Consider the following 21194-nt stretch of genomic DNA (forward strand, 5'->3'; position numbering starts at 1 on the left):
ATGCCTAAACGTACTGACATCAAGCGCATCCTCGTTATTGGTTCGGGCCCCATCGTTATTGGCCAGGCCTGCGAGTTCGACTACTCTGGCGCCCAGGCCTGTAAGGTGCTCAAGGAGGATGGCTTTGAGGTCATCCTGGTCAACTCCAACCCGGCGACCATCATGACCGACCCGGGTCTTGCCGACCGCACCTATGTCGAGCCCATCACCGCCGAGTTTATCGAGCGCGTAATCAAGAAAGAGCGCCCGGACGCGCTGCTGCCCACGCTGGGTGGCCAGACCGGTCTGAACGCCGCTGTCGAGCTGGCGAAAGACGGCACGCTGGACAAGTACGGCGTCGAGATGATCGGCTGCGACCTTGCCGCCATCGAGCGTGGCGAGGACCGCAAACTCTTTAACGAGGCCATGGCCGAGATCGGTCTGGAGGTCGCGCGCTCGGGCTATGCCTACAGCGTGGCTGACGCCGAGGCTATCGCCGAGCGCGTGGGATATCCCTGCGTGCTGCGTCCGAGCTTTACCCTCGGCGGCGCCGGCGGCGGCATCGCTCACACCCACGAGGAGCTCGTCTCCATCGTGAGCCAGGGCCTGGAGCTCTCGCCTGCCCACGAGGTGCTGGTCGAGGAGTCCATCGAGGGCTGGAAAGAGTACGAGATGGAGGTCATGCGCGACCACGCCGGCAACGGCATCATCGTGTGCTCCATCGAGAATCTCGACCCCATGGGCGTGCACACCGGCGACTCCATCACCGTGGCGCCGGCGCAGACGCTCTCCGACCTTGAGTATCAGCGCATGCGCGTGGCCTCGCTCGCCATCTTGGAGAAGATCGGCGTCGAGACCGGTGGCTCCAACGTGCAGTTTGCCGTGAACCCCCAGACCGGCCGCCTGATCGTCATCGAGATGAACCCGCGCGTGAGCCGTTCGTCCGCGCTGGCCTCCAAGGCCACGGGTTTCCCCATTGCCAAGGCCGCCGCGCGCCTGGCTGTGGGCTACACGCTCGACGAGATCGTCAACGACATCACCAAGGCTACGCCCGCCTGCTTTGAGCCCACAATTGACTACTGCGTCGTCAAGGTGCCGCGCTTTGCCTTCGAGAAGTTCAAGGGTACCGACCCCACGCTCACCACGCGCATGAAGGCCGTGGGCGAGATTATGGCGATCGGCCGCACCTTTGAGGAGGCCTTTGGCAAGGCCATGCGCTCGCTGGAGGACGGACACCAGGGCATTTGCGCCGGTGGAAAGGAGGGTGCCGACAAGCTGGGCGACGACGAGCTCGCTCAGGCCGTGGCAACCCCGACCGAGCATCGCATCTTCTTTGTGGTCGAGGCCCTGCGCCGCGGCTGGGATGTCGCACGTATCCATGCCATCTGCGGTATCGATCCGTGGTACCTCAACCGCATCAACGATATGGTGCAGGTCCAGGAGAGCATCCGCGGCCTGCGTGTGGAGGATATCGACGCCGACGCGATGCGTCTGCTCAAGCAGTACGGCACGAGCGACGCCGAGATTGCCGCGCTGACCGGCTCGGACGAGCGCTTTGTGCGCGCCTATCGCAAGGGCCTGGGCGTGGTTCCCAGCATGAAGACGGTCGATACCTGCGCTGCGGAGTTCTCGAGCGCCACGGAGTACCACTACAAGACGTACGAGAACATCTACCGCACGAGTCCGGATGCCAAGAAGTGCGTGGCTCCCGACGAGACCACGCCGGCGGACAAGCCCAAGGCGATGATCCTGGGCGCCGGCCCCAACCGCATTGGCCAGGGTATCGAGTTCGATTACTGCTGCGTGCACGCGAGCTACGCGCTGGCGGCCCGCGGCTTTGAGACCATCATGGTCAACTGCAATCCCGAGACCGTCTCGACCGACTATGACACGTCCGACCGCCTGTACTTTGAGCCGCTCACCTACGAGGACGTCATGGATGTCATCGATGTTGAGCGCCCCGACGGCGTCGTGGTGACGCTCGGCGGCCAGACCCCGCTTAAGCTGGCGCGCATGCTCGAGGAGAGCGGCGTGAACATCATGGGCACCAAGCCCGATGCCATCGACTTTGCCGAGGACCGCGAGCGCTTTGCCGCCCTGCTCGACAAGCTGGGCATTATGTATCCGCCGGCGGGCCAGGCAACCTCGTTTGAGGAGGCCGAGGCCGTGGCCGCGCATATCGGCTACCCGCTGCTGGTGCGTCCGAGCTACGTGCTGGGCGGCCGCGGCATGATGATCGCCTACGATGCCGAGCATCTGCGCGATTACATGGCCGAGGCCGCGCGCATTAGCCCCGACTACCCGGTGTATCTGGACCGCTTCTTGGAGGGTGCGATTGAGTCCGATGTCGACGCCCTGTGCGATGGCGAAGAGGTCTACATCGGCGGCATTCTGGAGCATATCGAGGAGGCCGGTATTCACTCCGGCGACTCTGCGACCTGCATCCCGCCGTTCAGCTTTAGCGAGAGCCTGCAGGCAAAGCTTCGCGAGACCACGCGCCGCATCGCGATGGCGCTGGGCGTACGCGGCCTGGTCAATGTGCAGTATGCCATCAAGGGCGAGACCGTCTACGTGATCGAGGCAAACCCGCGCGCGAGCCGCACCGTGCCGTTTATCTCCAAGGCCACCGGCGTGCCGCTGGCCAAGTGCGCGGCACGTATCATGGCAGGCGATTCCATCGCGAGCCTGGGCCTGCCGAGCGACGAGCGTCAGCTGGACTGGTTCTGCATGAAGGAAGCCGTTATGCCCTGGGGTCGTTTCCCCGGTGCCGACGTTATCCTGGGGCCCGAGATGAAGTCGACGGGCGAGGTCATGGGTATCGCCAAGAGCTATCCCGAGGCATATGCCAAGACGCAGCTGGCGATTGACTACAAGCTGCCCGACCCGAGCGCCGGTAAGGTGTTCATCAGCGTGTGCGACCGTGACAAGCGCCACATCCTTTCGGTCGCGCGTATCCTGCGCTACCTGGGCTTTGATATCTGCTCCACCGAGGGCACGGCGCGCGTGCTGCGCGGCGGCAACGTGACCTGCGAGGTCGTGGAGAAGATTAGCGGACCGCACGACGGCGAGCGTCCCAACATCGGTGACCTGATCGCCGATGGCAAGATCGCGGTGATCGTCAATACGCCGTACGGTCCGGGCTCGCGTGGCGATGGCTACCTGCTACGTACCGAGGCCGTGCGTCGCGGCGTGACCTGCGTGACGGCGATGTCTGCAGCCAACACGTACGTGAGTGCCATCGAGGCGGTGCGCGAGGACCAGCAGGGTCACGGAAGCGCCAACGACATGGGCATGGACGTCATCGCCCTGCAGGACCTGCCGCAGCACACGGTGTAGTTGACCTGGCCGGCCGGGGCGGCAGCCGGACACTTTCTCTCGGAAACTGGGCTTCGCGAAGTTTTCCGAGAGAAAGGACCGCCTCCCGCCCCGTCCTGCGGTGACTCGGTAGCACCGTGTGCTGCCGAAGGGGCTTTGAGCGATGACTAGGGCTGATAAACTGGTAGCCGCTGAGCGCCACGGGGTTCTCGCGCTGGGAGTAGGTGTGGATGAGGGCAGACGAGACAGCGTAGGAGACAGCGGCAATAAGGATGAAGCCCTCGCCTGTGAGCGTGACGGCGCCGCCGCTATCGCCACCGGTGAGGTTGACGATAACGACTCCGGCAAAACCTATAGCGCAGCCGAGGACTTTGCGCGCAGTGAGCCGTTCTTGCCGGAACACGAGCGCTGCCATCAACACGCAGAGAAACGTGTTCATAGCGTTGACGATTGAGCCGCGCACACCCGAAGCGTTTGAAACGCCGATATAAAAGAAGGCGTACTGCACGATAGTTTGGGCAAGCGAGAGTCTGATAACGAGTGGCCATCCCGTGCGTGAGACGCGAGGCAAGCGACGTCTTGTTATGACTGCAGCGGCAAGTGCGATAGCGCCGGCGAGCATAAAGCGCACGCCAGCGAAGAGAAACTCCGATGGTACGTCGCCGTTTTGGATGCCGAGAAGCTCGTAGCCGATCTTGATGCAGGGGATCGCACTGCCCCAGAGCGCGCAGCAGATGAGGGCGAGCGCAGCTACGCACCATGTGCGCGTGAGAGGGTGGCGCGCGGAGTCGGCGTAAACATCGCAAGAGCTGGCGTCGAGTGCGGATGAGGGTTTGGACATACATCTCCCAAACGAGGCGAAGCAGAAAACGCCTCTATGGTACGCGCAATTTTGTGTCCGCACGCGTTGATAGCATAGAACGCGTTTTAGTTGCAGTCGAGCTCAAGAGTGGCCCCTTCAAGCCGGCCTATCTCGGCCAGCTCTCTGGCTATCTACGCATCCTGTACGACTTTGAGCGTCGCGAGCACGAGAATCCCTCCATAGGCCTTGTGCCTTGCAAAGACATGGACAAGGGATTTGTTGACTATGTGATCCAAGACTTCACAAAACCCATGGGTGTGGCCACCTATAAGACGTCGAAGGATATGCCACGAGAGTTGCTCGATGCTCTGCCGCCCATCGATGACTTACGGATGTTGCTGGAGAGGTCTGATGGGTAGCGGTAGGAATTGTTCGGTGTTAGAAGCTTATTTCGCTTATGGCCTTGAGCTTTGCCGATGAGCATGGGGTGGGGAACGTATCAAGGCAGAGTTTGTCATGCAATGAGTATGACAAACTCTGCCTGGAGGAGAGGATACTTCCATGGCAATTGTCCACCGCAATGCTCTCAAGCATGGTTTGTCTGAGAGGGAGGTTCTAGATAATGACTGAGTACAAACTAGCTGATGGATCGGTCCTGACAGACGAAGATATCGAGCGCGAGAGCGTAGAGTTTGAGCAAGAGACTTGGACGGGTCGTCTTGAGCGCATCCATGTCAGGCCTGGCGTTGTTGCTGATGAGCCGCTTGTTGCAGTTACCGTGCGCTTTCCGGCATCCATGGTGGTGGCAATCGACCGAAAGACGGGGGATCGATCCGATTTTATTCGGCGGGCCGTTTTCCCTGCGCTGTAGTAACGTTGCGTCTCCTAAATCGACCTTGGTTTCGTCGAGGAGGTAGATCTTGAGGATGAGGTGTCCTGCTTCGGTGAACCCGTTCTCGAAGACGGGCAGCACGCGCGACACGGACTACCGCGACCTCCTGACCTTCCGCGACGGGGAGTAGCGGCTTGGCGGTGTGCGGCGCCGGCACGTGACGGTGGCGGGCATGAGGCTTGGCCTTCGCGACGGCATGTTCTTTAGAGTTTGCGGTGCATGATGGCACGGCCGTTTTCAAATCGTGAAACATTGCCCGGGAATGAGTAACAGGCTTTGGTTCGTACATCCGTTATAACGGGAGTTGCAAGAAGTGACATCCGTGACGAGAGGTTGAACTCATGACTCAGCACCGGTTTCCCGAAGGTTTCCTCTGGGGTGCTTCCACCAGCGCTTTTCAGGTTGAGGGTGGGTATGATGAAGGAGGCAAAGGTCCGGCAACCACCGATCGCGGCCCGGGGCGTCCCGGCATCGCCGATAACAAGATCGCCTCGGACCACTATCATCACTGGCGTGAGGATGTCGACCTCATGGCCGAGCTCGGCATCAAGGTCTACCGGATGGGTTTCGCTTGGAGCCGCATCATGCCCGATGCCTCGGGGGATCCCAATCCTGAGGGCTTGGCGTTTTATGACCAGCTGATTGACTACCTGCTGGAGCGAGGGATCGAGCCCTTGGTCACCCTGTATCACTTCGAATGTCCGAGTGCGTTGGTCGAGGCCTTCGGCGGCTGGAAGAGCCGTAAGATGATCGACTTCTATGTGCGCTATGCCGAAATCTGCTTCACGCACTTCAAGGGGCGCGTCAAGCGCTGGGTTACCGTGAATGAACAGCTAATTGCGACCTCCGCGCCCAGCAACACGGGTGACACCGAAACCGATCCGCGCCAACGGCAGAAGAACGCCTACCAGATGAGCTATCATGTCGCTCTTGCCGAGCATCGCGCCATCGCGTGCCTGCGACAGATCGACCCCGATGCGCAGATCGGCCCCGTTGTCGCCATGCAGGTGGTCAACCCGCGGACGAGCGCTTCGGCGGATGTGCTTGCGGCCATGAACGCCGAGGAGATGATGCAGAACTACCTGCTCGACCTGAGTGTGCGCGGCGACATCTCGCCTTATGCGCGCTATTACCTGGAGCGCGAAGGTTTCTACCCTGTTGTTGAGTGCGGGGACCACGACATCCTGGTCGCGACGAGGCCCGATTTTCTTGGGGTGAACTACTATTTCAGCAATTGTGCGCATGAGCGCACGGAGCCCATCCGCTTCGACCGGTTCCCTCCGTGGTCGGGCGGGGATTTCGAACTCTGCGATAACCCTGCGATCGCGCCGACCGAGTGGATGCCGAACGGCATCGACCCCCTTGGGCTTCGCGTGGGCATGCGCAAGCTCTACGATCGCTACCAGCTTCCGATGATCGTCACGGAGAACGGCATGGCGCTTTCCGAGTCACTTGACGAGGAGAACAGGGTGCATGATGCCGTGCGCATCGAATACCTTTCACGACATTTGGGCGAGGTCGAGGAGCTCATTCGCGAAGGCTATCCCGTCTTCGGCTACTGCGTTTGGAGCCTCATGGATCTATGCTCAAGTCATCAGGGGTTCACTAAGCGCTACGGCCTTCTGTATGTCGATCGCACGGAAACCGATGCGAAGCAATGCGCTCGTTTCAGGAAGGACAGCTTCTTCTGGTATCAGGACGTGATTAGAGAAAACGGCTTGCCCTGCTGAGCGTCGGTGGTCCGACGAGATTACTCGCCAGTACCGGAATCGGCTCCATAACGCCTCAGGTATTCCATGACTATCAAGTCGATGGCGGCAAGCGCACCGAACTTGCCCGTGTCGATGTTGTTGGTCACTCCGCAGCTCAGTATGCAGGAGGCATGGTTCCAGTAGGCGCTTGAGGTGTTTTGTGTGATGGCGAGAAGACGACAGCCGGAGGCGGCGAGTGCGTTGACGATTTCTGGATAACGAATGGGGTATGTTCCCCCTATGCTGCAAATGATGGCGAGGCTGGATTTGGTGAGCGATTGCGCGCAGGCGAGCTGCGATGAATAATCGAGGTAAAGCTCGATGAGGCGGTTCATGATGGTGAGCCTGCTTTGGAAGTAGCGGCCCACGTCCCAGAGGAAGTGGTGGGAGAAGAACGCGACATGCCCGCTGTCGTGCAAATCATCGACAATGGCGGGCAGTTTCGCGATGTTTGCCGCCGAGATGGTCGTTTCGATATTGAGCAGGATCGCCTCCCGGTAGGATGCCAGAGCGCCTTCCGTGTCGTTTGACAGCTGTTCTACAAAGGCATGTGGAAACAACCCGGTTTTGAGGACGTCATGTTCAAGCTGGTTGCGCAGGTCCTTGAAATCAGCGAAACCCATAAACCGGCAGAATCGCGACACTGAAGCCTTCGAGACGAAGCACATGTCGGCGATTTCTCCAATCGAGAGCTCGCTCAGCTTGCTGTAGTTTTTCACCAGCGTGGTCGCTATCTCGTAGTTGGTGTCGTGCTGCATTGCGGTGTCGATGTAGTCAAGCAACCGTTCGGCAACCGATCCCATCGAGATGGATTTTTCCATGATGGCTGTCCCCTTTATGCTCAGCGGCCCGAATAAGAGGGCCTCATTTGACCAAACTATAGCTCAAACATGCCGGTATTCCTGCGGAGTTTCACGTTGTGAAACTCGCGTAGCCATCTCGCAACCTTGTGGCACAGCATGTAACCGATTTTGGATATAGCCGGCGTCATACTTAATGCAAGAAGAGACGACGAAGCTTGCCGCCCCGCCGGAACACGGCATCGGCTCTACACAGGGCATCGCTTCGTTGCTTTGCCGCTCGACGAGATATCGGTTGAGGAGGATCGGATGAAGCGGTTATTGCTGCGCGCCGACGATTTAGGTTACAGCGACGGTGTTAATTGCGGGATAGCGGCCGCGGTCCAAGCGGGGCTCATTCGCTCGGTGGGCGTCATGACCAACATGCCGCTTGCAGAAAGCGGTTTGGCGCGCCTGCAAATCAAGGATCTCTGCTTGGGTCAGCACACCAATATCTGCACGGGTAGGCCCCTCAGCGATTCCTCGCTCATCTCGAGCATCGTTGACGATGATGGCAATTTCAAGCGGAGCTCAGCATATCGCGCCGCCGCGCGGGCTGGGGAGGACTTCGTGGTGCTTGACGAGGTCATTATCGAAATCGAGGCGCAGTATCGGCGATTCCTTGAGCTCGTCGGGCGTGAGCCCGATTACTTCGAGGGACATGCGGTCGCAAGCCCCATGTTCTTCCGCGGCCTTGAGATCGTTGCCGAGCGTCACGGCCTGCCCTATTTCGCGATGGGTGCTCCGGGCGAGCCGGTCACCTTTCGCTCGACGCCGGTGCTTTCCTATGTTCCCAAGGATTTCTCGTCATATGAAGCGGATCCCTTTGCGGCGCTTCGAGAGGCGCTTGAAACGACACCGGAAGGGATATGCCGTCTCATGGTGTTTCACCCAGGTTATATCGACGCGTACTTGCGAGATAACTCGACCATGCTCGAGGCCCGCATCCGGGAAGCCGCGATGCTTGTCGACCCTGATGTCGCCGCATGGCTTGCAGAGCAGGACGTGGGGCTCGTGACGTACGCGGACCTGACGTAAGCGTCCGCTGGGGCAATCTCGCCAATTCACGCTGTATGGCGTACTGCCTGAAGCACGTCGTTGTGATTTTGAAGAGAGGTGGATGCGCTATCTAGAGGGGAAGATGCCGCACACGGGCATCGATAGAGTTCACTGCAAAGATTGGAGCTGAAACATGGCGGTATTCGACAAGATCCAAAACATAATGGATAAGACAATCGCACCTGTGGCAAGTAAGGTTGCTGACAGCAAGATGCTCGACGCCCTCATGGGCGGCATGATGTGCACGCTGCCCATGACCCTTGGCGTCTCGGTTATCGCGATTCTCATCAACTTCCCCATTCCGGGGTTCTCCGATTGGGTGGTTTCGAGCGGTCTCATGGCGACCGGCAACTCCATCCTCACCGTTACCATGAACATGATGGGTATATACATCTCCTTCTTCATCGGTTTGAGGTGGGGTAAGGTATGCGGCCTTAGCGGTTATACCGGTGGCATCGTGAGCGGCGCGGTGTTTTTGGCATTCATGCCGCAGCAATCGTTCGAGGATATTCCCATGGCGAGTTTCATCAACACGTCGTACATGGGATCGAACGGCATCTTCGTCGCCATTCTGCTTGGCCTGATCGTGCCGAAGGTGACAGCCATTTTGATGAGCAAGCTTGAAATCAAGCTCCCCGATATGGTTCCGCCCATGGTTGCAGACTCGCTGTCGCCGATGTTTGCCGCCATCGTGCTATTCACTGCGGTGTGGTTCGCCAAGTGGGGTCTTTCTTTCACCCCGTGGGGCAACCTGTTCGATATGATCAACACCTTGATCGGCACGCCGGTCACGATGGTCGGTGCCTCTCCTTTGGCCTATATCATCGTGTGCTCGCTGCAGTCGATCTTCTGGTTCTTCGGTGTCCACCCCAACGTGATGCTCAACTTCTACGCTCCGGTAATCATGGCTTGCAGCGCTGCTAACACCGAGGCCATCATCGCGGGCGAGGCACTGCCCTATGGCGCTTGGGCCGTCGTCGCGCTCGGCACCGCCATCGGTGGCCAGGCTAACGCCCTGGGCATCAGCATCTCGCTGCTCTTCACCAAGTCCGAGCGCTTCAAGGCGATTCGCGGCATCGCGCTTGTTCCGTCGCTTTTCAATATCTCCGAGCCGCTCATGTTCGGTCTGCCGGTCGTGCTGAATCCCACGTACTTCATCCCGTTCGTGCTGAACATCCCGGTCTGCGCCATCGTGGTCCAGGCGCTTTACGCCCTCGGTCTTGGGGCTGCGTTCAATCCCACGATTCAGCTTCCCTGGGTGCTTCCCCAGCCGGTCATCGCATTCATGCAGGGCGGCATCGGGTGCCTGGTGATCTCGGTTGCGGTTTTGGCGGTGTCGGTGCTCATGTATACCCCCTTCACCCTTATGGCTGATCGCCAGGCGTTGCGAGAGGAGCAGGCCGCTCTCGAGGAATCGGCCGCATAGGGATTTTCATATTCACACCATCATTTTCCATGAGGTTGGGAGCGTAGGATGAAACATATCGTACTTATGTGCGCCGCGGGTGCTTCGACGAGCATGCTGGTACAGCGCATGCAACAGGCGGCTGAAAAAGACGGTTTCGTGTGCACCATCGAGGCGCACCCTGTCAACCAAGCGGCGGAATATGCGGATAGCGACGTTATCCTGCTGGGACCGCAGGTTCGCTTTGAACTCAACAAGGTGAAGAATCAAGTGAACTGTCCGGTGGAGCCGATTGATATGACAGCGTATGGGACAATGAACGGCGAGGCCGTGCTCAAACAGGCTCGAAAGTTGCTGGGGGCATAGCCATGTCAGAGATCAAACAAGAAGCGATCGATCAGTTTGAAATGACGTGCTTCTCTATCGTCGCTCAGGTGGGGAGCGCGCGCAGCTGCTACCTCGAAGCGATAACCTGTGCCGAGAATGGTGATTTTGAGGCCGCCCGGAAACTTATCGACGAGGGCAACGTGGTGTTCAACGCAGGCCACGACGCTCACATGAAACTGCTTCAGCAAGAGGCCAGCGGCGAGGAGCTGCCGTTTCGCATCATCTTGCTGCATGCGGAGGATCAGCTCATGAGCGCTGAGGGCTTCCGTATCCTTGCCGAGCGCTTCATCACGGTCTATCAACGCATGGGTGCAAGCGCCTAACTGATTATCTGACGGGAAGCCGGGACTGCCATGCAGCCCATCTTCCCGTTTCATGAAGATGTTTTCACGATCGAGGAGGTACCCAATGGCATTTCCGGAAGGTTTCCTGTGGGGTGGCGCCACCGCCGCCAACCAGTATGAGGGCGGCTGGGAAAAGGGCGGCAAAGGACCGAACACCTCGGACGCCATGACCAGCGGTAGCCATACGGTGTCACGGCAGATAACGTGGCGTAATACCGCGACAGGGGAAACCGGCGCGCTTCCCGTGTATGCGGTTTGCGAGGAGGGACTTCCTGAAGGGCTGGAGGTGGCGGTGGTTGATGGCTACTACTATCCCAGCCACACGGCCACCGACTTCTACCACCACTACGCCGAGGACATCGCCCTCATGGGCGAGATGGGCTTCAAGTGCTTCCGCCTGTCCATGAACTGGGCGCGCATCTTCCCCACGGGCGAGGAGGCTGAGCCCAACACCGAGGGTCTAGCGTTCTACGACGCCGTGTTTGACGAGTGCACTAAGTACGGCATCGAACCGCTCGTGACGCTCTCGCACTACGAGACCCCGCTCGCGCTCGTGAACAAGTACGGCGGTTGGAAGAGCCGTGAGCTCATCGACCTGTTCGTGCGCTACGCCACCTGCGTCATGAAGCACTATCAGGGCAAGGTGAAGTACTGGCTCACCTTCAACGAGATCAACATGATGAGCATGGGGAGCTTCATGGCGGGCGGGCTTACGGATGGGAGCCCCCATGCGAAGGCCCAGGCGGCGCACAACCAGTTCGTGGCGTCTGCCCTTACGGTTCGGTCGGCGCACCAAATCTCCCCTAAGATCATGGTGGGTCAGATGCTCGCGTACAACCCCATCTACTCCTATTCCGCCGACCCCGCCGATCATCTGCTCGCCATGGAACGCGAGCGTGACGCGCTATGGTATGCCGACGTGCAGGTGGGCGGCCACTATCCCGCCTATCGCTTGAGGGAGATGGAGCGCGCGGGCATCAAGCTGGAAATGGGCGAGAACGACCTCGAGCTTCTCGCAACCTATCCGGCAGATTTCCTGTCGTTCTCGTGCTACGGAGGCTCGACGGTATCGTTGCGCCAGAAGGAGCTCGAGGTCGCGTCCGGCAATCTCGCTTTCGGCATGGTGAAAAACCCCTACCTCGAGACCAACGCCTGGGGCTGGGCGACCGATCCGTACTGCCTGCGCATCGCCTTGAACGAGCTCTACGACCGCTATCACAAGCCGCTTTGGATCGTGGAGAACGGTATCGGCTGGAGCGACGAGGTGAAGGCCGACGGCTCCATCCATGACGGCTACCGCATCGACTACCTGCGCAAGAACATCCAGAGCATGGAGGATGCCGTGGAACTCGACGGCGTGGACCTCATGGGCTACACCATGTGGGGCTGCATCGACCTGGTCAGCGCCGGCACGGGCGAGATGCGCAAGCGCTACGGCTTCGTCTACGTCGACCGCGACGACGAGGGCAAGGGCACGCTCGCGCGCAGCCGCAAGGACAGCTTCTATTGGTACAAGAAGGTCATCGAGAGCAACGGCGAGGACCTGGACTAACCCTATGGGACAGGGGATAAGATTATGGACTGCTATTTCGGTATAGATGCGGGCGGCACTCAGGTGAAATGGGCGGTGGTGAACGCCGACTACCACATTGAGGAGCACGGAAGTATCCCAACATGCACCTCGCCCGCCGACCAGGTTATCGAAACGTTCCGCTCGGTGATCGAGCCCCATCGCGCCCGGGTGAGGGGTGTGGGAATAAGTATGCCCGGAGTCTTTTCCGAAGGCGATTCCGATGGCGTGGTTGGGGGAGGCGGCGCCCTTCACTGTTTGGACGGATATCCGCTCGGTCGCATCTTGCGCGAGAGCACGGGGCTTCCCGTAACCATCGAGAACGATGCGATGTGCGCGGCACTGGGAGAATATGCCGTCGGCGCGCTGAAGGGGGTCTCCCTGGGGTTGATGGTGGTGATCGGTACGGGTCTCGGCGGTGCCATCGTTGTTGACGGTCACATCTTGCGAGGCGCGCACAATCTCGCCGGCACCGTGTGCTTTGTGAGCAACGATGTGCGCAAGCCCGTGACCTTTGGGTCGGTGTACGGTGATGTCACCAGCTGGCGGGCGCTCCGAGACCAGGTGTGTGCGGCGAAGGGGATTGATCCGACCGATGATATCGACGGATATCGGATTTTCTCTTGGATTGAAGAGGGGGATGAGGACGCTCGTCGCGGTCTGGATGCATACGCGTTGGTCTTCGACAATATGCTGATGGGGTTGCAGTCGGTCATCGACCCTGAGGTCATCGTGGTCGGCGGCGGAATCAGCGCCCGTCCCGAGCTGTTTGAGGCATTTGAGCGCATGATGGATCAGGCTCACGTTCTTCCCATCATACCGAGGCCCTGCATCAAGCCAGCACAGAACGGCAACGATGCCAATTTGCTTGGCGCTGTGCGCACGCTGCGCCGCTCGCTTGGCGAGTGCGATTGATTGGCGGCTGGTGGCCCGACTCGCGGCCTCCTGTCCTAAAAAAAAGAGTATGGGCTCCTTCGTTCATTCGAACGAAGGAGCCCACGTTTTGTAAGGGGCCTCCTGGCGAATTTTCATTCGCCAGGAGGCCTTTTGCTGTTGATCGAGAATGTCGCTGGACAGTTAGTTCAGATACGTATTTTTCAGAGGGTGTGTAAAGGCCGACCTGAGCCCGATTAGGCTGAATTTGACTTTCTGAACCGGTGGAGACGCTCATATAAGGGGGGAGAAAGGTTGTCATGGGGCTCAAAGTGACTTCAAACCACTCTATTAGCGCCAAGAAGCACGGCCAAAAAATACGTATCTGAACTAACTGTCCACAACCCTCCGCAAACCTTTCATTCCAACCCAAATCAGCCAACGTACGTCATGGCAATCCCCGGTAGGTCGAAGGTGCTCTGCGGCGGCCCGGCGTTTTCATCTGAACGACTTTGCGTAGCAACCGGAGTGAAGATGAAAACACCGGGCCGCCGCAGAGCACCCACAGACCGCGGGGACGGGAGCGGCTATACTACTCTCAGTAGTTAAGGGTCGCGGATCCGCCGCGTCGCCGCTCTCAACAGGAGGTCTTTGTTTATGGCAGATCAAAAGCCGGTTGTCGGGATCATCATGGGTTCCAAGTCCGATCTGGGCGTTATGGAAGGCTGCACCGCCGAGCTCGAGGCACTGGGTGTGCCCTATGAGCTCGTGATCGCGAGCGCGCACCGCACGCCGGCGAAGGTCCACGAGTGGGCTTCGACTGCCGCCGATCGCGGTATCAAAGTGATTATCGCCGCCGCCGGCAAGGCCGCCCACTTGGGCGGTGTCGTGGCTGCCTTTACGCCGCTGCCGGTTATCGGCGTGCCTATGAAGACGAGTGACCTGGGCGGTATGGATTCGCTGCTGTCGATGGTGCAGATGCCTTCGGGCGTGCCCGTGGCCTGCGTTGCCATCAACGGCGCCAAGAACGCCGCTATCTATGCCACGCAGATTCTGGGTGCTTGCGACCCCGAGTACCGCAAGGTTATCGAGAAGATGAAGCAGGAGATGGCTGACGCCTAGGCGTTCCGCCGTTTCACCGCAGTATAAGGAGAGCCATGTCCGATTATCAGGGAAAACGATTCAAGGCTTCTCAGATTCCCGATCCGTCGAAGCCGGGTGCCGCCCATGCGGCGCAGCAGGGTCGGACATCCTCTCCTCAGCAGCCGCGCGCGCCGCGCCCCGTGACACCGGCGACGCATCGTCGACAGGACGCGCCGGCCGCATATCGTCCTTCGTCTTATAGCTCCGCTAAGAAGCCGCCCCGGTCTTCATCGCATGCCGCGCCGTCGGATTACACCGAGCCGCCGCGCAAAAAGCGCCGCTCCATTATTCCCATTCTGCTCATCATCATCGGTATCGGCCTGATTGTCGCCGCCGCCGCTATCTTTATTAATGCCCAGATTGGCTATAAGCAGGCGAGCGATTCGTATCAGAAAATCGAGAAGCAATATGTAAGCGATAAGGACGCCAGCGGCGTGCCGATTATCGACTTTGATGCGCTTGCTCAGACGAACCCCGAGATTGTGGGTTGGATTTACGTGCCGGGAACCAACATCAACTATCCCGTGGTGCAGACCAACAACAACTCCAAATACCTCAACACGCTGTTCGACGGAACGGCTAACGCGTCCGGTGCCATTTTCCTGGATAGCGATGACACCGCGCCGGGAATGGTCGACCAGCAGACCACGATCTACGGCCACCATATGAACGATGGGTCGATGTTCAACGTGATTTCGGACACCACTGATCAGGCGACGTTCGATAGCATTGAATATGTGTACTACATCACGCGCGATGCGACGTATAAGCTGCGTCCGCTGGCGACCAAGGTGGTCGAGGACACGTATGCCAAGGCGCGCACGACCAATTTTGAGGGCGACGACGGACTCAAGAACTACCTGTCCGAGATGCTTGACGGTGCCTCTGCCGTGGCGAGCGATGCCACCGATCGTGCCGCTTCGGCAACCAAGGTCGTAACGCTTGTGACCTGTCGTTCGTTATCGCTGAGCAACACGCGCGCCGTTATGGTGCTCACGCCCGTTGATGAATAAATTGCCCGAGAGTAGCTAATTTGGGACGGTAAGGGAGAAATGATGCTCGAGAGTGGCAAATTGATGCCTTCGATTGATGCTTGGCTGCGCGAGGCCAAGGCCGATGCTTCGGCGGCAGGCTGCGGGATGTATCTGACGCATAACGGCGTGGTGCGCGCAACGCCCAAGGCCGAGGTGCGCGGAGTCGAGACCGATGGCGTGGCACCAGGCCACAGGGTGGGCGGCATGGTCTTTGACTACGACGCCGAAAAGGTACGGTCTGCTATCGAGACCACGCGCGCGATGCCGGGTATCGGCTATGTGCGCGTGTGGCTGGCAAGCGGCGAGCTTGCCGTAGGTGACGACATCATGCTCGTGCTCATCGGCGGGGACATTCGCCCGCACGTGGTCGATGCACTGCAGGCGCTCGTTGGCACCATCAAGAACGAATGCGTGAGTGAGGTCGAGCGCGAGGCGTAGAGGCTTGCGTCGATAGAAGGATCGTTTATAAAAATGCCCGCCGGTACGTGTGACACCGGCGGGCATTTTGCGTTTTGGGCGCGGTGGGCGCTACACGCGCGTCGCATCCTTGGGGCTCATGGTCATGCTCTGGAAGCGGTTTTCCATGTATTCGTTATCGAAGTGCTCTCCGTAGAACTGTGCGACGGGAATGTCCGGCTCCGTGCCGTTAACGCGCTGGTACCAGTAGTCGAGCGACTGCAGCGTCATGATGCCGTCGACCAGCATGATAACGGTAAAGATGACGGTGGCCGAGTAGCGGCTCTTCCAGGGGATCTTGTTGATAAGCTTAAGCAGCCTCGGCAGCAGCAGCTTGATCCAGATGAGGCCGCCCAGGCCCCACAGGCAGGCGAAGCCCGTGCAGGTGCGTCCGCCCGTGAGGACCACGAGCGGATCGGGCAAACCGAACAGCGTTATGTGCGAGTAGCTCCACGAGACCACGCCAAACGCGGTCTGCATAAACCAGCCCACGAACACCTCAAAGCTGGCGCCGAGCAGGGCGCTCACCAGGAAAATGATGATGGGGTTCTTTTTGTAGAAGCGGTTAAGCACCATGGTCATGAGCACGGCGCCAAATCCGTAGATGGGGCTGAAGGGGCCAAACAGCATGCCGGCGCGGTTCTGGTAGACGCCCGGGTCGCCGACCGTCATGTGCCAGATGTCCTCGGCGATCAGGCCGAGCACGCAGCAGACAAAGAATACCCAGAACAAGTTGAAATAATTGAGTTTGATGTAGCCCTCGCCGGTTTCATCGCGGCCGAGCATGCCCTCTGCCGCGGCGTCGCGGTCGAGCATCTCCTGCAGGCGGCGCTGCAGTTCGCGCTCCTGACGAAGCGTGGGGTCGACGGTTGCCGAAAGTGCAACGAGGATGCCGAGCTGGATCGCGGGACGCAGCAGGAAGGGCCCGATGCCCTGGAGCATCACGTCGACCAAAAGCTCGACGACGGTGAATGCAATAAGGATGTAGGACAGGCGGGCGGCGTTGCGGCGCTGGTTCTTGATAAGGTCCAGGCCAAAGATGATTAGGATGACGGCACTTGCCGCAGAGAGCATGATGCCGGCGACGATAAGGCCGACTGCGACGAGCGTGTTGTCGCCGAGGTTGGCGGCGGCGTTGCCGTTGATGAGCGCGGTAATGACCCGCCACATAAAGGCAGCGACCGACGGGAGCGTGCCCACGCCGGACAGGATGCACAGGACGGCGTACACCTTAATGATGAGGGGGATCTTCTTGACCTCCGTGGCGCTGGGGACGCTGGGGTCGAGTTCGTTTCGATCCATACATAACCTTTCTCGTTTTGACGTAGGTACAAGGATACGCCGCCGACCTGCCAAAAGACAGGACGAACGTCCCAAATGCAAACTTGTAATCCCCAACGGTGGACGCGGCGGCCATCTGGGGTCACGGGCGCTTGCACTGGACAGACCGATAAAATGTTTGGCAACAAAACTGATTATTAGCTCGGTGGGCTTTTAAAAAGCGCTGTTCATGCGCGGGAGTGCTTGTCTTGCCGTGCGTATAATAGGGCAGGTAACGCCAAATAACGAGGCTCTGAGGGGATGCCATGTCTCAAGAAACCATCCACGCGGCCGAGCGTGCCGCGGGACAGGTGAAGACCATGTCGACGTATGATCCGGACTCCGACCAGCTGCATGAGGAATGCGGCATTTTTGGTGTGTGGGCGCCCGATCGCGATGTGGCTCGACTGACGTACTTTGGTCTGCGCGCGCTACAGCATCGCGGCCAGGAATCGGCGGGAATCGCCGTGGGTGATGGCGGCACGGTTATGGTCCGCAAGGATCTGGGCCTGCTCGACCGCGTGTTCTCCAACGCCGACCTGTCGACGCTCTCCGGCCAGCTGGCCGTGGGTCATGTGCGCTACGGCACTGCCGGCGCCAAGAGCTGGGAAGCCTCTCAGCCGCACCTCTCTACCATCAATAGCGTCATTATCGCGCTCGCGCACAACGGCACCCTCGTCAACACCGACGAGCTGCGCCGTCAGCTGATCGAGCTGGGTGTGCCGTTCCTCTCCAATTCGGATTCCGAGGTCGCGACCAAGCTTATCGGCTACTTTACCCAGCGTACGGGCCACCTGCGCGAGGGTATTCGCAAGACCATGGAGCTCGTGCGCGGCGGCTACGCCATGACGCTCATCAACGAGCAGGCGCTCTACGCTTTCCGCGATCCGCACGGCATTCGCCCGCTCGTGCTGGGCAAGCTGGTGGACGAGGGCCTGGACCAGGCCGATGCCGCATCCGTTTCGCAGCTACCGTCGCAGGACGGCGCCGTGACGGTCGACGCCACCACCCATGTCACCCGCGCCGGCGGCTGGGTCGTTGCCTCCGAGACCTGCGCACTCGACATCGTGGGTGCCGAGTACGTCCGTGACGTCCGTCCCGGCGAGATCTTGCGCATCAGCGCCGAGGGTCTGGTATCCGAGCAGGGCGTGCCTGCAGCCGAAGAGCCCGCCAACTGCATCTTTGAGCAGGTCTACTTCGCCCGTCCCGACTCCATCATGAACGGCAAGAGCGTTTACGCCTGCCGTTACGATATGGGTCGTCAGCTGGCACATGAGGAGCCCGTCGAGGCCGACCTGGTCATCGGCGTGCCCGACTCCGGCCTGCCGCCCGCGGAGGGGTATTCGCACGAGAGCGGTATTCCCTTTGGCGAGGGTCTTATCAAGAACCGCTACGTGGGCCGTACGTTTATCGAGCCTACGCAGGAGTTGCGCGCCATGGGCGTGCGCATGAAGCTCAACCCGCTGCGCGACAACATCGAGGGCAAGCGCCTGGTCGTCATCGACGACTCCATCGTGCGCGGTACCACCATGGTGCAGCTCGTCAAGATGCTGCGCAACGCCGGCGCCAAGGAGATTCATATCCGCATCAACTCGCCCGAGGTCATCTGGCCGTGCTTCTACGGCATCGACACCGACGTGCAGTCGCAGCTTATCAGCGCCAACAAGACGGTCGACGAGATTTGCGAGTATATCGGCGCCGATTCGCTGGCCTTCCTTTCGGTCGAGGGCCTGCTTAAGGTCATGCCCAAGGGCGGTTACTGCGATGCGTGCTTTACCGGCCGTTATCCCGTGGCGATTCCCGAGAGCTTTGGCCGCGACAAGTTCATGGAGGGCTTTAAGCCCCGCAACCTGGATAAGCCGCTGCACTTTGACGACGACGCCGTGGTCGAGAAATACGACGACCGCAGCTGGGAAGAGAAGCACGGCGAGGCCTAAAACCTGCCATGTAGGGACAGGTTTATTTTGGTAGGTTTCACCTGCTGTTTTGTTGATATGACGGCGCGTGCTGTTATGGCGCGCGCCGAAATGAACGCAACTATGAGCACCGTTTGGCGCCCGCGCGGCGCCACGGTAGTGGGAGAGGAAGGCTCAGATGAGCGACAGCAAGCATGTGACGTATGAGGATGCCGGCGTCGATACCGCCGAGGGCGGCCGCGCCGTCGACGCGATTAAGCAGATGGTCAAGGACACCAATCGCCCCGAAGTTATCGGCGGTATCGGCGGCTTCGGTGGCCTGTTCTCGGCCGCCGCGCTTAAGGATATGGAAGACCCGATCCTGATCAGCGGTACCGACGGCGTGGGCACCAAGCTCGTGCTCGCCCAGATCATGGACCGTCACGAGACGGTGGGCCAGGACCTGGTCGCCATGTGCGTCAACGACATTTTGGCTTCGGGCGCCGAGCCGCTGTTCTTCCTGGATTACGTTGCCATCGGTCACATCGAGGCCGAGTACATGGCAAAGATCATCAAGGGTGTGGCCGACGGCTGCAAGCTCGCGGGCTGCGCGCTCGTGGGCGGTGAGATGGCCGAGCACCCCGGCGTCATGGCTCCGGCCGACTACGACCTTGCCGGCTTTACCGTGGGCGTCGTCGATCGTCCCAAGATGCTCGACCCCGCGAACGTCCGCCCCGGCGACGTGATTCTGGGCCTGCCTTCCACCGGCGTGCACTCCAACGGATACTCACTCGTGCGTAAGGTCATCGGCGTCGACGGCATCAAGCCGGGCACGCCCGAGGCCGCCGCTAAGGCCGAGGAGCTGAGCCGTCCGCTCGAGGAGCTCGGCGGTGCATCGCTGGCAGACGCCCTGCTGGCCCCCACGCGCATCTACGTCAAGCCGATTCTGGAGCTGCTGCGTGGCGGCGCCAACGTGCACGCCATCGCCCACATCACCGGCGGCGGCATCACCGAGAACCTCAACCGCGCGCTTGCCGACGACGTCGACGCCGTGGTCACCCGTAGCGGTGCCGAGATGGGCTGGGACGTTCCGCCCGTCATCACCTACGTGTCGCGCCAGGCCGAGCTCGCGCCCAACGAGGCGTGCAAGACCTTCAACATGGGCGTTGGCCTGTGCCTGATCGTCGCCCCCGAGGACGAGGCCGCGGTTACCGAGGCCCTAGTCGCGCTGGGCGAGAAGCCGTTCCGCGTGGGCGAGTGCGTCGAGGGTTCCGGTAAGGTCGTGTACTCCGATGAGCGCTAACGAGCAGATGGCTGCCGCCGAGGGCCTGGGCTTTGTGCCCTACACCCGTCCGACTGGCACCGATACCGCTGAGCCGCTCAAGCTCGGTGTGCTCATCAGCGGTTCGGGTACCAACCTGCAGGCGCTGATCGACCTGATCGCCGCGGATAAGCTCAATGCTTCGATTGAGCTTGTGGTGTCGAGCCGTCCTTCGGCCAAGGGTCTGCGGCGTGCAGAGCGTGCAGGTATCCAGACGCTTACGCTGTCCAAGGATGTCTACGCCGACCCCATCGCCGCCGACGAGATCATCGCGCACGAGCTGCTCGAGCGCGGTTGCGAGTATGTGGTCATGGCCGGCTACATGCGCATGGTGCACACGCCTCTGCTGGCGGCGTTTCCCAACCGCGTGGTCAATCTGCATCCGGCGCTGCTGCCGAGCTTTACCGGTGCGCATGCGATTGACGATGCCTTTGCGCGCGGCGTCAAGGTGACTGGCGTGACCGTGCATTTTGCCAACGAGATCTACGACAACGGTCCCATCATCGCCCAGCGTGCGCTGGCTGTTGAGGAGGGCTGGGATGTCGACACGCTCGAGGAGCACATCCACGCGATTGAGCACGTGCTGTATCCCGAGGTCGTGCAAATGCTCGCCGACGGCCGCGTCCACGTGCTGGAGAGCGGCAAGGTCGCAATTGACGCGCCTCGCGGCTAGCGGCGCACAGTACAATTTAGCCGAGTAGTCAGGGTGGTCATTGGCGCCAAGGCGCGCGTGGCCACCTTTTGTTTTGGGTAGTCATCGGGAACGGTCTTTAACGACTGGTCATTCAAGAACGTCGCAGGTGACTAGA

General features: G+C 60.2%; 19 protein-coding genes. 15 read left to right on the forward strand and 4 right to left on the reverse strand.

The features are described from left to right. On the forward strand, positions 1 to 3315 hold the full coding sequence (gene carB, locus CSV91_RS07770; RefSeq protein WP_099432421.1) for a carbamoyl-phosphate synthase large subunit: 3315 nt from the start codon (positions 1 to 3) through the stop codon (positions 3313 to 3315). On the opposite strand, the gene CSV91_RS10280 is transcribed toward carB, so the two are convergent. Beyond that, positions 3278 to 4135, reverse strand: coding sequence for a DMT family transporter (locus tag CSV91_RS10280; protein ID WP_099432422.1), 858 nt, complete (start codon positions 4133 to 4135; stop codon positions 3278 to 3280). The genes carB and CSV91_RS10280 overlap by 38 nt on opposite strands. A gap of 53 nt (positions 4136 to 4188) precedes the next feature. On the opposite strand from CSV91_RS10280, the gene CSV91_RS07780 reads away from it, so the two are divergent. After that, on the forward strand, positions 4189 to 4515 hold the full coding sequence (locus CSV91_RS07780) for a PDDEXK nuclease domain-containing protein (protein ID WP_197736867.1): 327 nt from the start codon (positions 4189 to 4191) through the stop codon (positions 4513 to 4515). Positions 4516 to 4733: 218 nt separating this feature from the next. On the opposite strand, the gene CSV91_RS10055 is transcribed toward CSV91_RS07780, so the two are convergent. Then, a complete protein-coding gene (locus CSV91_RS10055) occupies positions 4734 to 5078 on the reverse strand; it encodes a hypothetical protein (protein ID WP_157758013.1) in 345 nt (114 codons plus the stop codon). A 251-nt stretch (positions 5079 to 5329) separates the two neighbouring features. Between CSV91_RS10055 and CSV91_RS07790 the strand changes: the two genes are divergently transcribed. Then, positions 5330 to 6718, forward strand: coding sequence for a glycoside hydrolase family 1 protein (locus tag CSV91_RS07790; protein WP_099432425.1), 1389 nt, complete (start codon positions 5330 to 5332; stop codon positions 6716 to 6718). Between the two features lie 20 nt (positions 6719 to 6738). Here the strand turns inward: CSV91_RS07790 and CSV91_RS07795 are convergent, their stop codons facing one another. After that, the gene (locus CSV91_RS07795; protein ID WP_099432426.1) at positions 6739 to 7560 is read right to left on the reverse strand and encodes a MurR/RpiR family transcriptional regulator; all 822 of its coding nucleotides are present in this window, start codon (positions 7558 to 7560) and stop codon (positions 6739 to 6741) included. A 288-nt stretch (positions 7561 to 7848) separates the two neighbouring features. Between CSV91_RS07795 and CSV91_RS07800 the strand changes: the two genes are divergently transcribed. The 9 genes from CSV91_RS07800 (at position 7849) to CSV91_RS07840 (ending at position 15831) form a co-directional block, all read left to right on the forward strand. Then, positions 7849 to 8616, forward strand: a complete 768-nt coding sequence (locus tag CSV91_RS07800) for a ChbG/HpnK family deacetylase (RefSeq protein ID WP_099432427.1) — start codon at positions 7849 to 7851, stop codon at positions 8614 to 8616. A 154-nt stretch (positions 8617 to 8770) separates the two neighbouring features. Next, positions 8771 to 10063, forward strand: coding sequence for a PTS sugar transporter subunit IIC (locus CSV91_RS07805; protein WP_089572595.1), 1293 nt, complete (start codon positions 8771 to 8773; stop codon positions 10061 to 10063). A gap of 48 nt (positions 10064 to 10111) precedes the next feature. Continuing rightward, positions 10112 to 10408, forward strand: coding sequence for a PTS sugar transporter subunit IIB (locus CSV91_RS07810; protein WP_089572594.1), 297 nt, complete (start codon positions 10112 to 10114; stop codon positions 10406 to 10408). A gap of 2 nt (positions 10409 to 10410) precedes the next feature. Next, positions 10411 to 10752 carry a PTS lactose/cellobiose transporter subunit IIA gene (locus CSV91_RS07815; RefSeq protein ID WP_089572593.1) on the forward strand — a complete coding sequence of 114 codons (342 nt, stop codon included), beginning with the start codon at positions 10411 to 10413 and terminating at the stop codon, positions 10750 to 10752. An 85-nt stretch (positions 10753 to 10837) separates the two neighbouring features. Then, the gene (locus CSV91_RS07820) at positions 10838 to 12325 is read left to right on the forward strand and encodes a glycoside hydrolase family 1 protein (protein ID WP_099432428.1); all 1488 of its coding nucleotides are present in this window, start codon (positions 10838 to 10840) and stop codon (positions 12323 to 12325) included. A gap of 24 nt (positions 12326 to 12349) precedes the next feature. After that, positions 12350 to 13258 (forward strand): ROK family protein, encoded by a 909-nt coding sequence (locus CSV91_RS07825; protein ID WP_089572591.1) that lies wholly within the window; start codon positions 12350 to 12352, stop codon positions 13256 to 13258. Positions 13259 to 13873: 615 nt separating this feature from the next. Further along, positions 13874 to 14338 carry a 5-(carboxyamino)imidazole ribonucleotide mutase gene (gene purE / locus CSV91_RS07830; RefSeq protein ID WP_006235810.1) on the forward strand — a complete coding sequence of 155 codons (465 nt, stop codon included), beginning with the start codon at positions 13874 to 13876 and terminating at the stop codon, positions 14336 to 14338. 35 nt (positions 14339 to 14373) lie between these two features. Next, positions 14374 to 15372, forward strand: coding sequence for a class B sortase (locus tag CSV91_RS07835; RefSeq protein ID WP_099432429.1), 999 nt, complete (start codon positions 14374 to 14376; stop codon positions 15370 to 15372). Positions 15373 to 15414: 42 nt separating this feature from the next. Next, positions 15415 to 15831, forward strand: coding sequence for a molybdenum cofactor biosynthesis protein MoaE (locus CSV91_RS07840; protein WP_099432828.1), 417 nt, complete (start codon positions 15415 to 15417; stop codon positions 15829 to 15831). Between the two features lie 90 nt (positions 15832 to 15921). Here the strand turns inward: CSV91_RS07840 and CSV91_RS07845 are convergent, their stop codons facing one another. After that, positions 15922 to 17151: a putative ABC transporter permease gene (locus CSV91_RS07845; RefSeq protein ID WP_099432430.1), complete on the reverse strand. Its 1230-nt coding sequence runs from the start codon at positions 17149 to 17151 to the stop codon at positions 15922 to 15924. A 284-nt stretch (positions 17152 to 17435) separates the two neighbouring features. On the opposite strand from CSV91_RS07845, the gene CSV91_RS07850 reads away from it, so the two are divergent. From CSV91_RS07850 to purN, 3 genes are all read left to right on the forward strand, one after another. Further along, positions 17436 to 19106: an amidophosphoribosyltransferase gene (locus CSV91_RS07850; RefSeq protein ID WP_099432431.1), complete on the forward strand. Its 1671-nt coding sequence runs from the start codon at positions 17436 to 17438 to the stop codon at positions 19104 to 19106. Positions 19107 to 19263: 157 nt separating this feature from the next. After that, complete coding sequence (gene purM / locus CSV91_RS07855; RefSeq protein WP_099432432.1) at positions 19264 to 20367, forward strand: phosphoribosylformylglycinamidine cyclo-ligase; 1104 nt, start codon at positions 19264 to 19266, stop codon at positions 20365 to 20367. Continuing rightward, positions 20357 to 21058 (forward strand): phosphoribosylglycinamide formyltransferase, encoded by a 702-nt coding sequence (gene purN, locus CSV91_RS07860; RefSeq protein WP_099432433.1) that lies wholly within the window; start codon positions 20357 to 20359, stop codon positions 21056 to 21058. Before purM ends, purN begins: the two co-directional genes overlap by 11 nt. The last annotated feature ends 136 nt before the right edge of the window (positions 21059 to 21194 follow it).

Origin of the sequence: Collinsella aerofaciens (assembly GCF_002736145.1) — a bacterium.
Classification (GTDB): Bacteria; Actinomycetota; Coriobacteriia; order Coriobacteriales; family Coriobacteriaceae; genus Collinsella; species Collinsella aerofaciens_A.

Bases quoted from the DNA above. Each gene is read 5' to 3' on its own strand.
- carB (WP_099432421.1), top strand. From the start codon at position 1: ATGCCTAAACGTACTGACATCAAGCGCATCCTCGTTATTGGTTCGGGC.
- CSV91_RS10280 (WP_099432422.1), bottom strand. From the start codon at position 4,135: ATGTCCAAACCCTCATCCGCACTCGACGCCAGCTCTTGCGATGTTTAC.
- CSV91_RS07790 (WP_099432425.1), top strand. From the start codon at position 5,330: ATGACTCAGCACCGGTTTCCCGAAGGTTTCCTCTGGGGTGCTTCCACC.
- CSV91_RS07795 (WP_099432426.1), bottom strand. From the start codon at position 7,560: ATGGAAAAATCCATCTCGATGGGATCGGTTGCCGAACGGTTGCTTGAC.
- CSV91_RS07800 (WP_099432427.1), top strand. From the start codon at position 7,849: ATGAAGCGGTTATTGCTGCGCGCCGACGATTTAGGTTACAGCGACGGT.
- CSV91_RS07805 (WP_089572595.1), top strand. From the start codon at position 8,771: ATGGCGGTATTCGACAAGATCCAAAACATAATGGATAAGACAATCGCA.
- CSV91_RS07810 (WP_089572594.1), top strand. From the start codon at position 10,112: ATGAAACATATCGTACTTATGTGCGCCGCGGGTGCTTCGACGAGCATG.
- CSV91_RS07815 (WP_089572593.1), top strand. From the start codon at position 10,411: ATGTCAGAGATCAAACAAGAAGCGATCGATCAGTTTGAAATGACGTGC.
- CSV91_RS07820 (WP_099432428.1), top strand. From the start codon at position 10,838: ATGGCATTTCCGGAAGGTTTCCTGTGGGGTGGCGCCACCGCCGCCAAC.
- CSV91_RS07825 (WP_089572591.1), top strand. From the start codon at position 12,350: ATGGACTGCTATTTCGGTATAGATGCGGGCGGCACTCAGGTGAAATGG.
- purE (WP_006235810.1), top strand. From the start codon at position 13,874: ATGGCAGATCAAAAGCCGGTTGTCGGGATCATCATGGGTTCCAAGTCC.
- CSV91_RS07835 (WP_099432429.1), top strand. From the start codon at position 14,374: ATGTCCGATTATCAGGGAAAACGATTCAAGGCTTCTCAGATTCCCGAT.
- CSV91_RS07840 (WP_099432828.1), top strand. From the start codon at position 15,415: ATGCTCGAGAGTGGCAAATTGATGCCTTCGATTGATGCTTGGCTGCGC.
- CSV91_RS07845 (WP_099432430.1), bottom strand. From the start codon at position 17,151: ATGGATCGAAACGAACTCGACCCCAGCGTCCCCAGCGCCACGGAGGTC.
- CSV91_RS07850 (WP_099432431.1), top strand. From the start codon at position 17,436: ATGTCTCAAGAAACCATCCACGCGGCCGAGCGTGCCGCGGGACAGGTG.
- purM (WP_099432432.1), top strand. From the start codon at position 19,264: ATGAGCGACAGCAAGCATGTGACGTATGAGGATGCCGGCGTCGATACC.
- purN (WP_099432433.1), top strand. From the start codon at position 20,357: ATGAGCGCTAACGAGCAGATGGCTGCCGCCGAGGGCCTGGGCTTTGTG.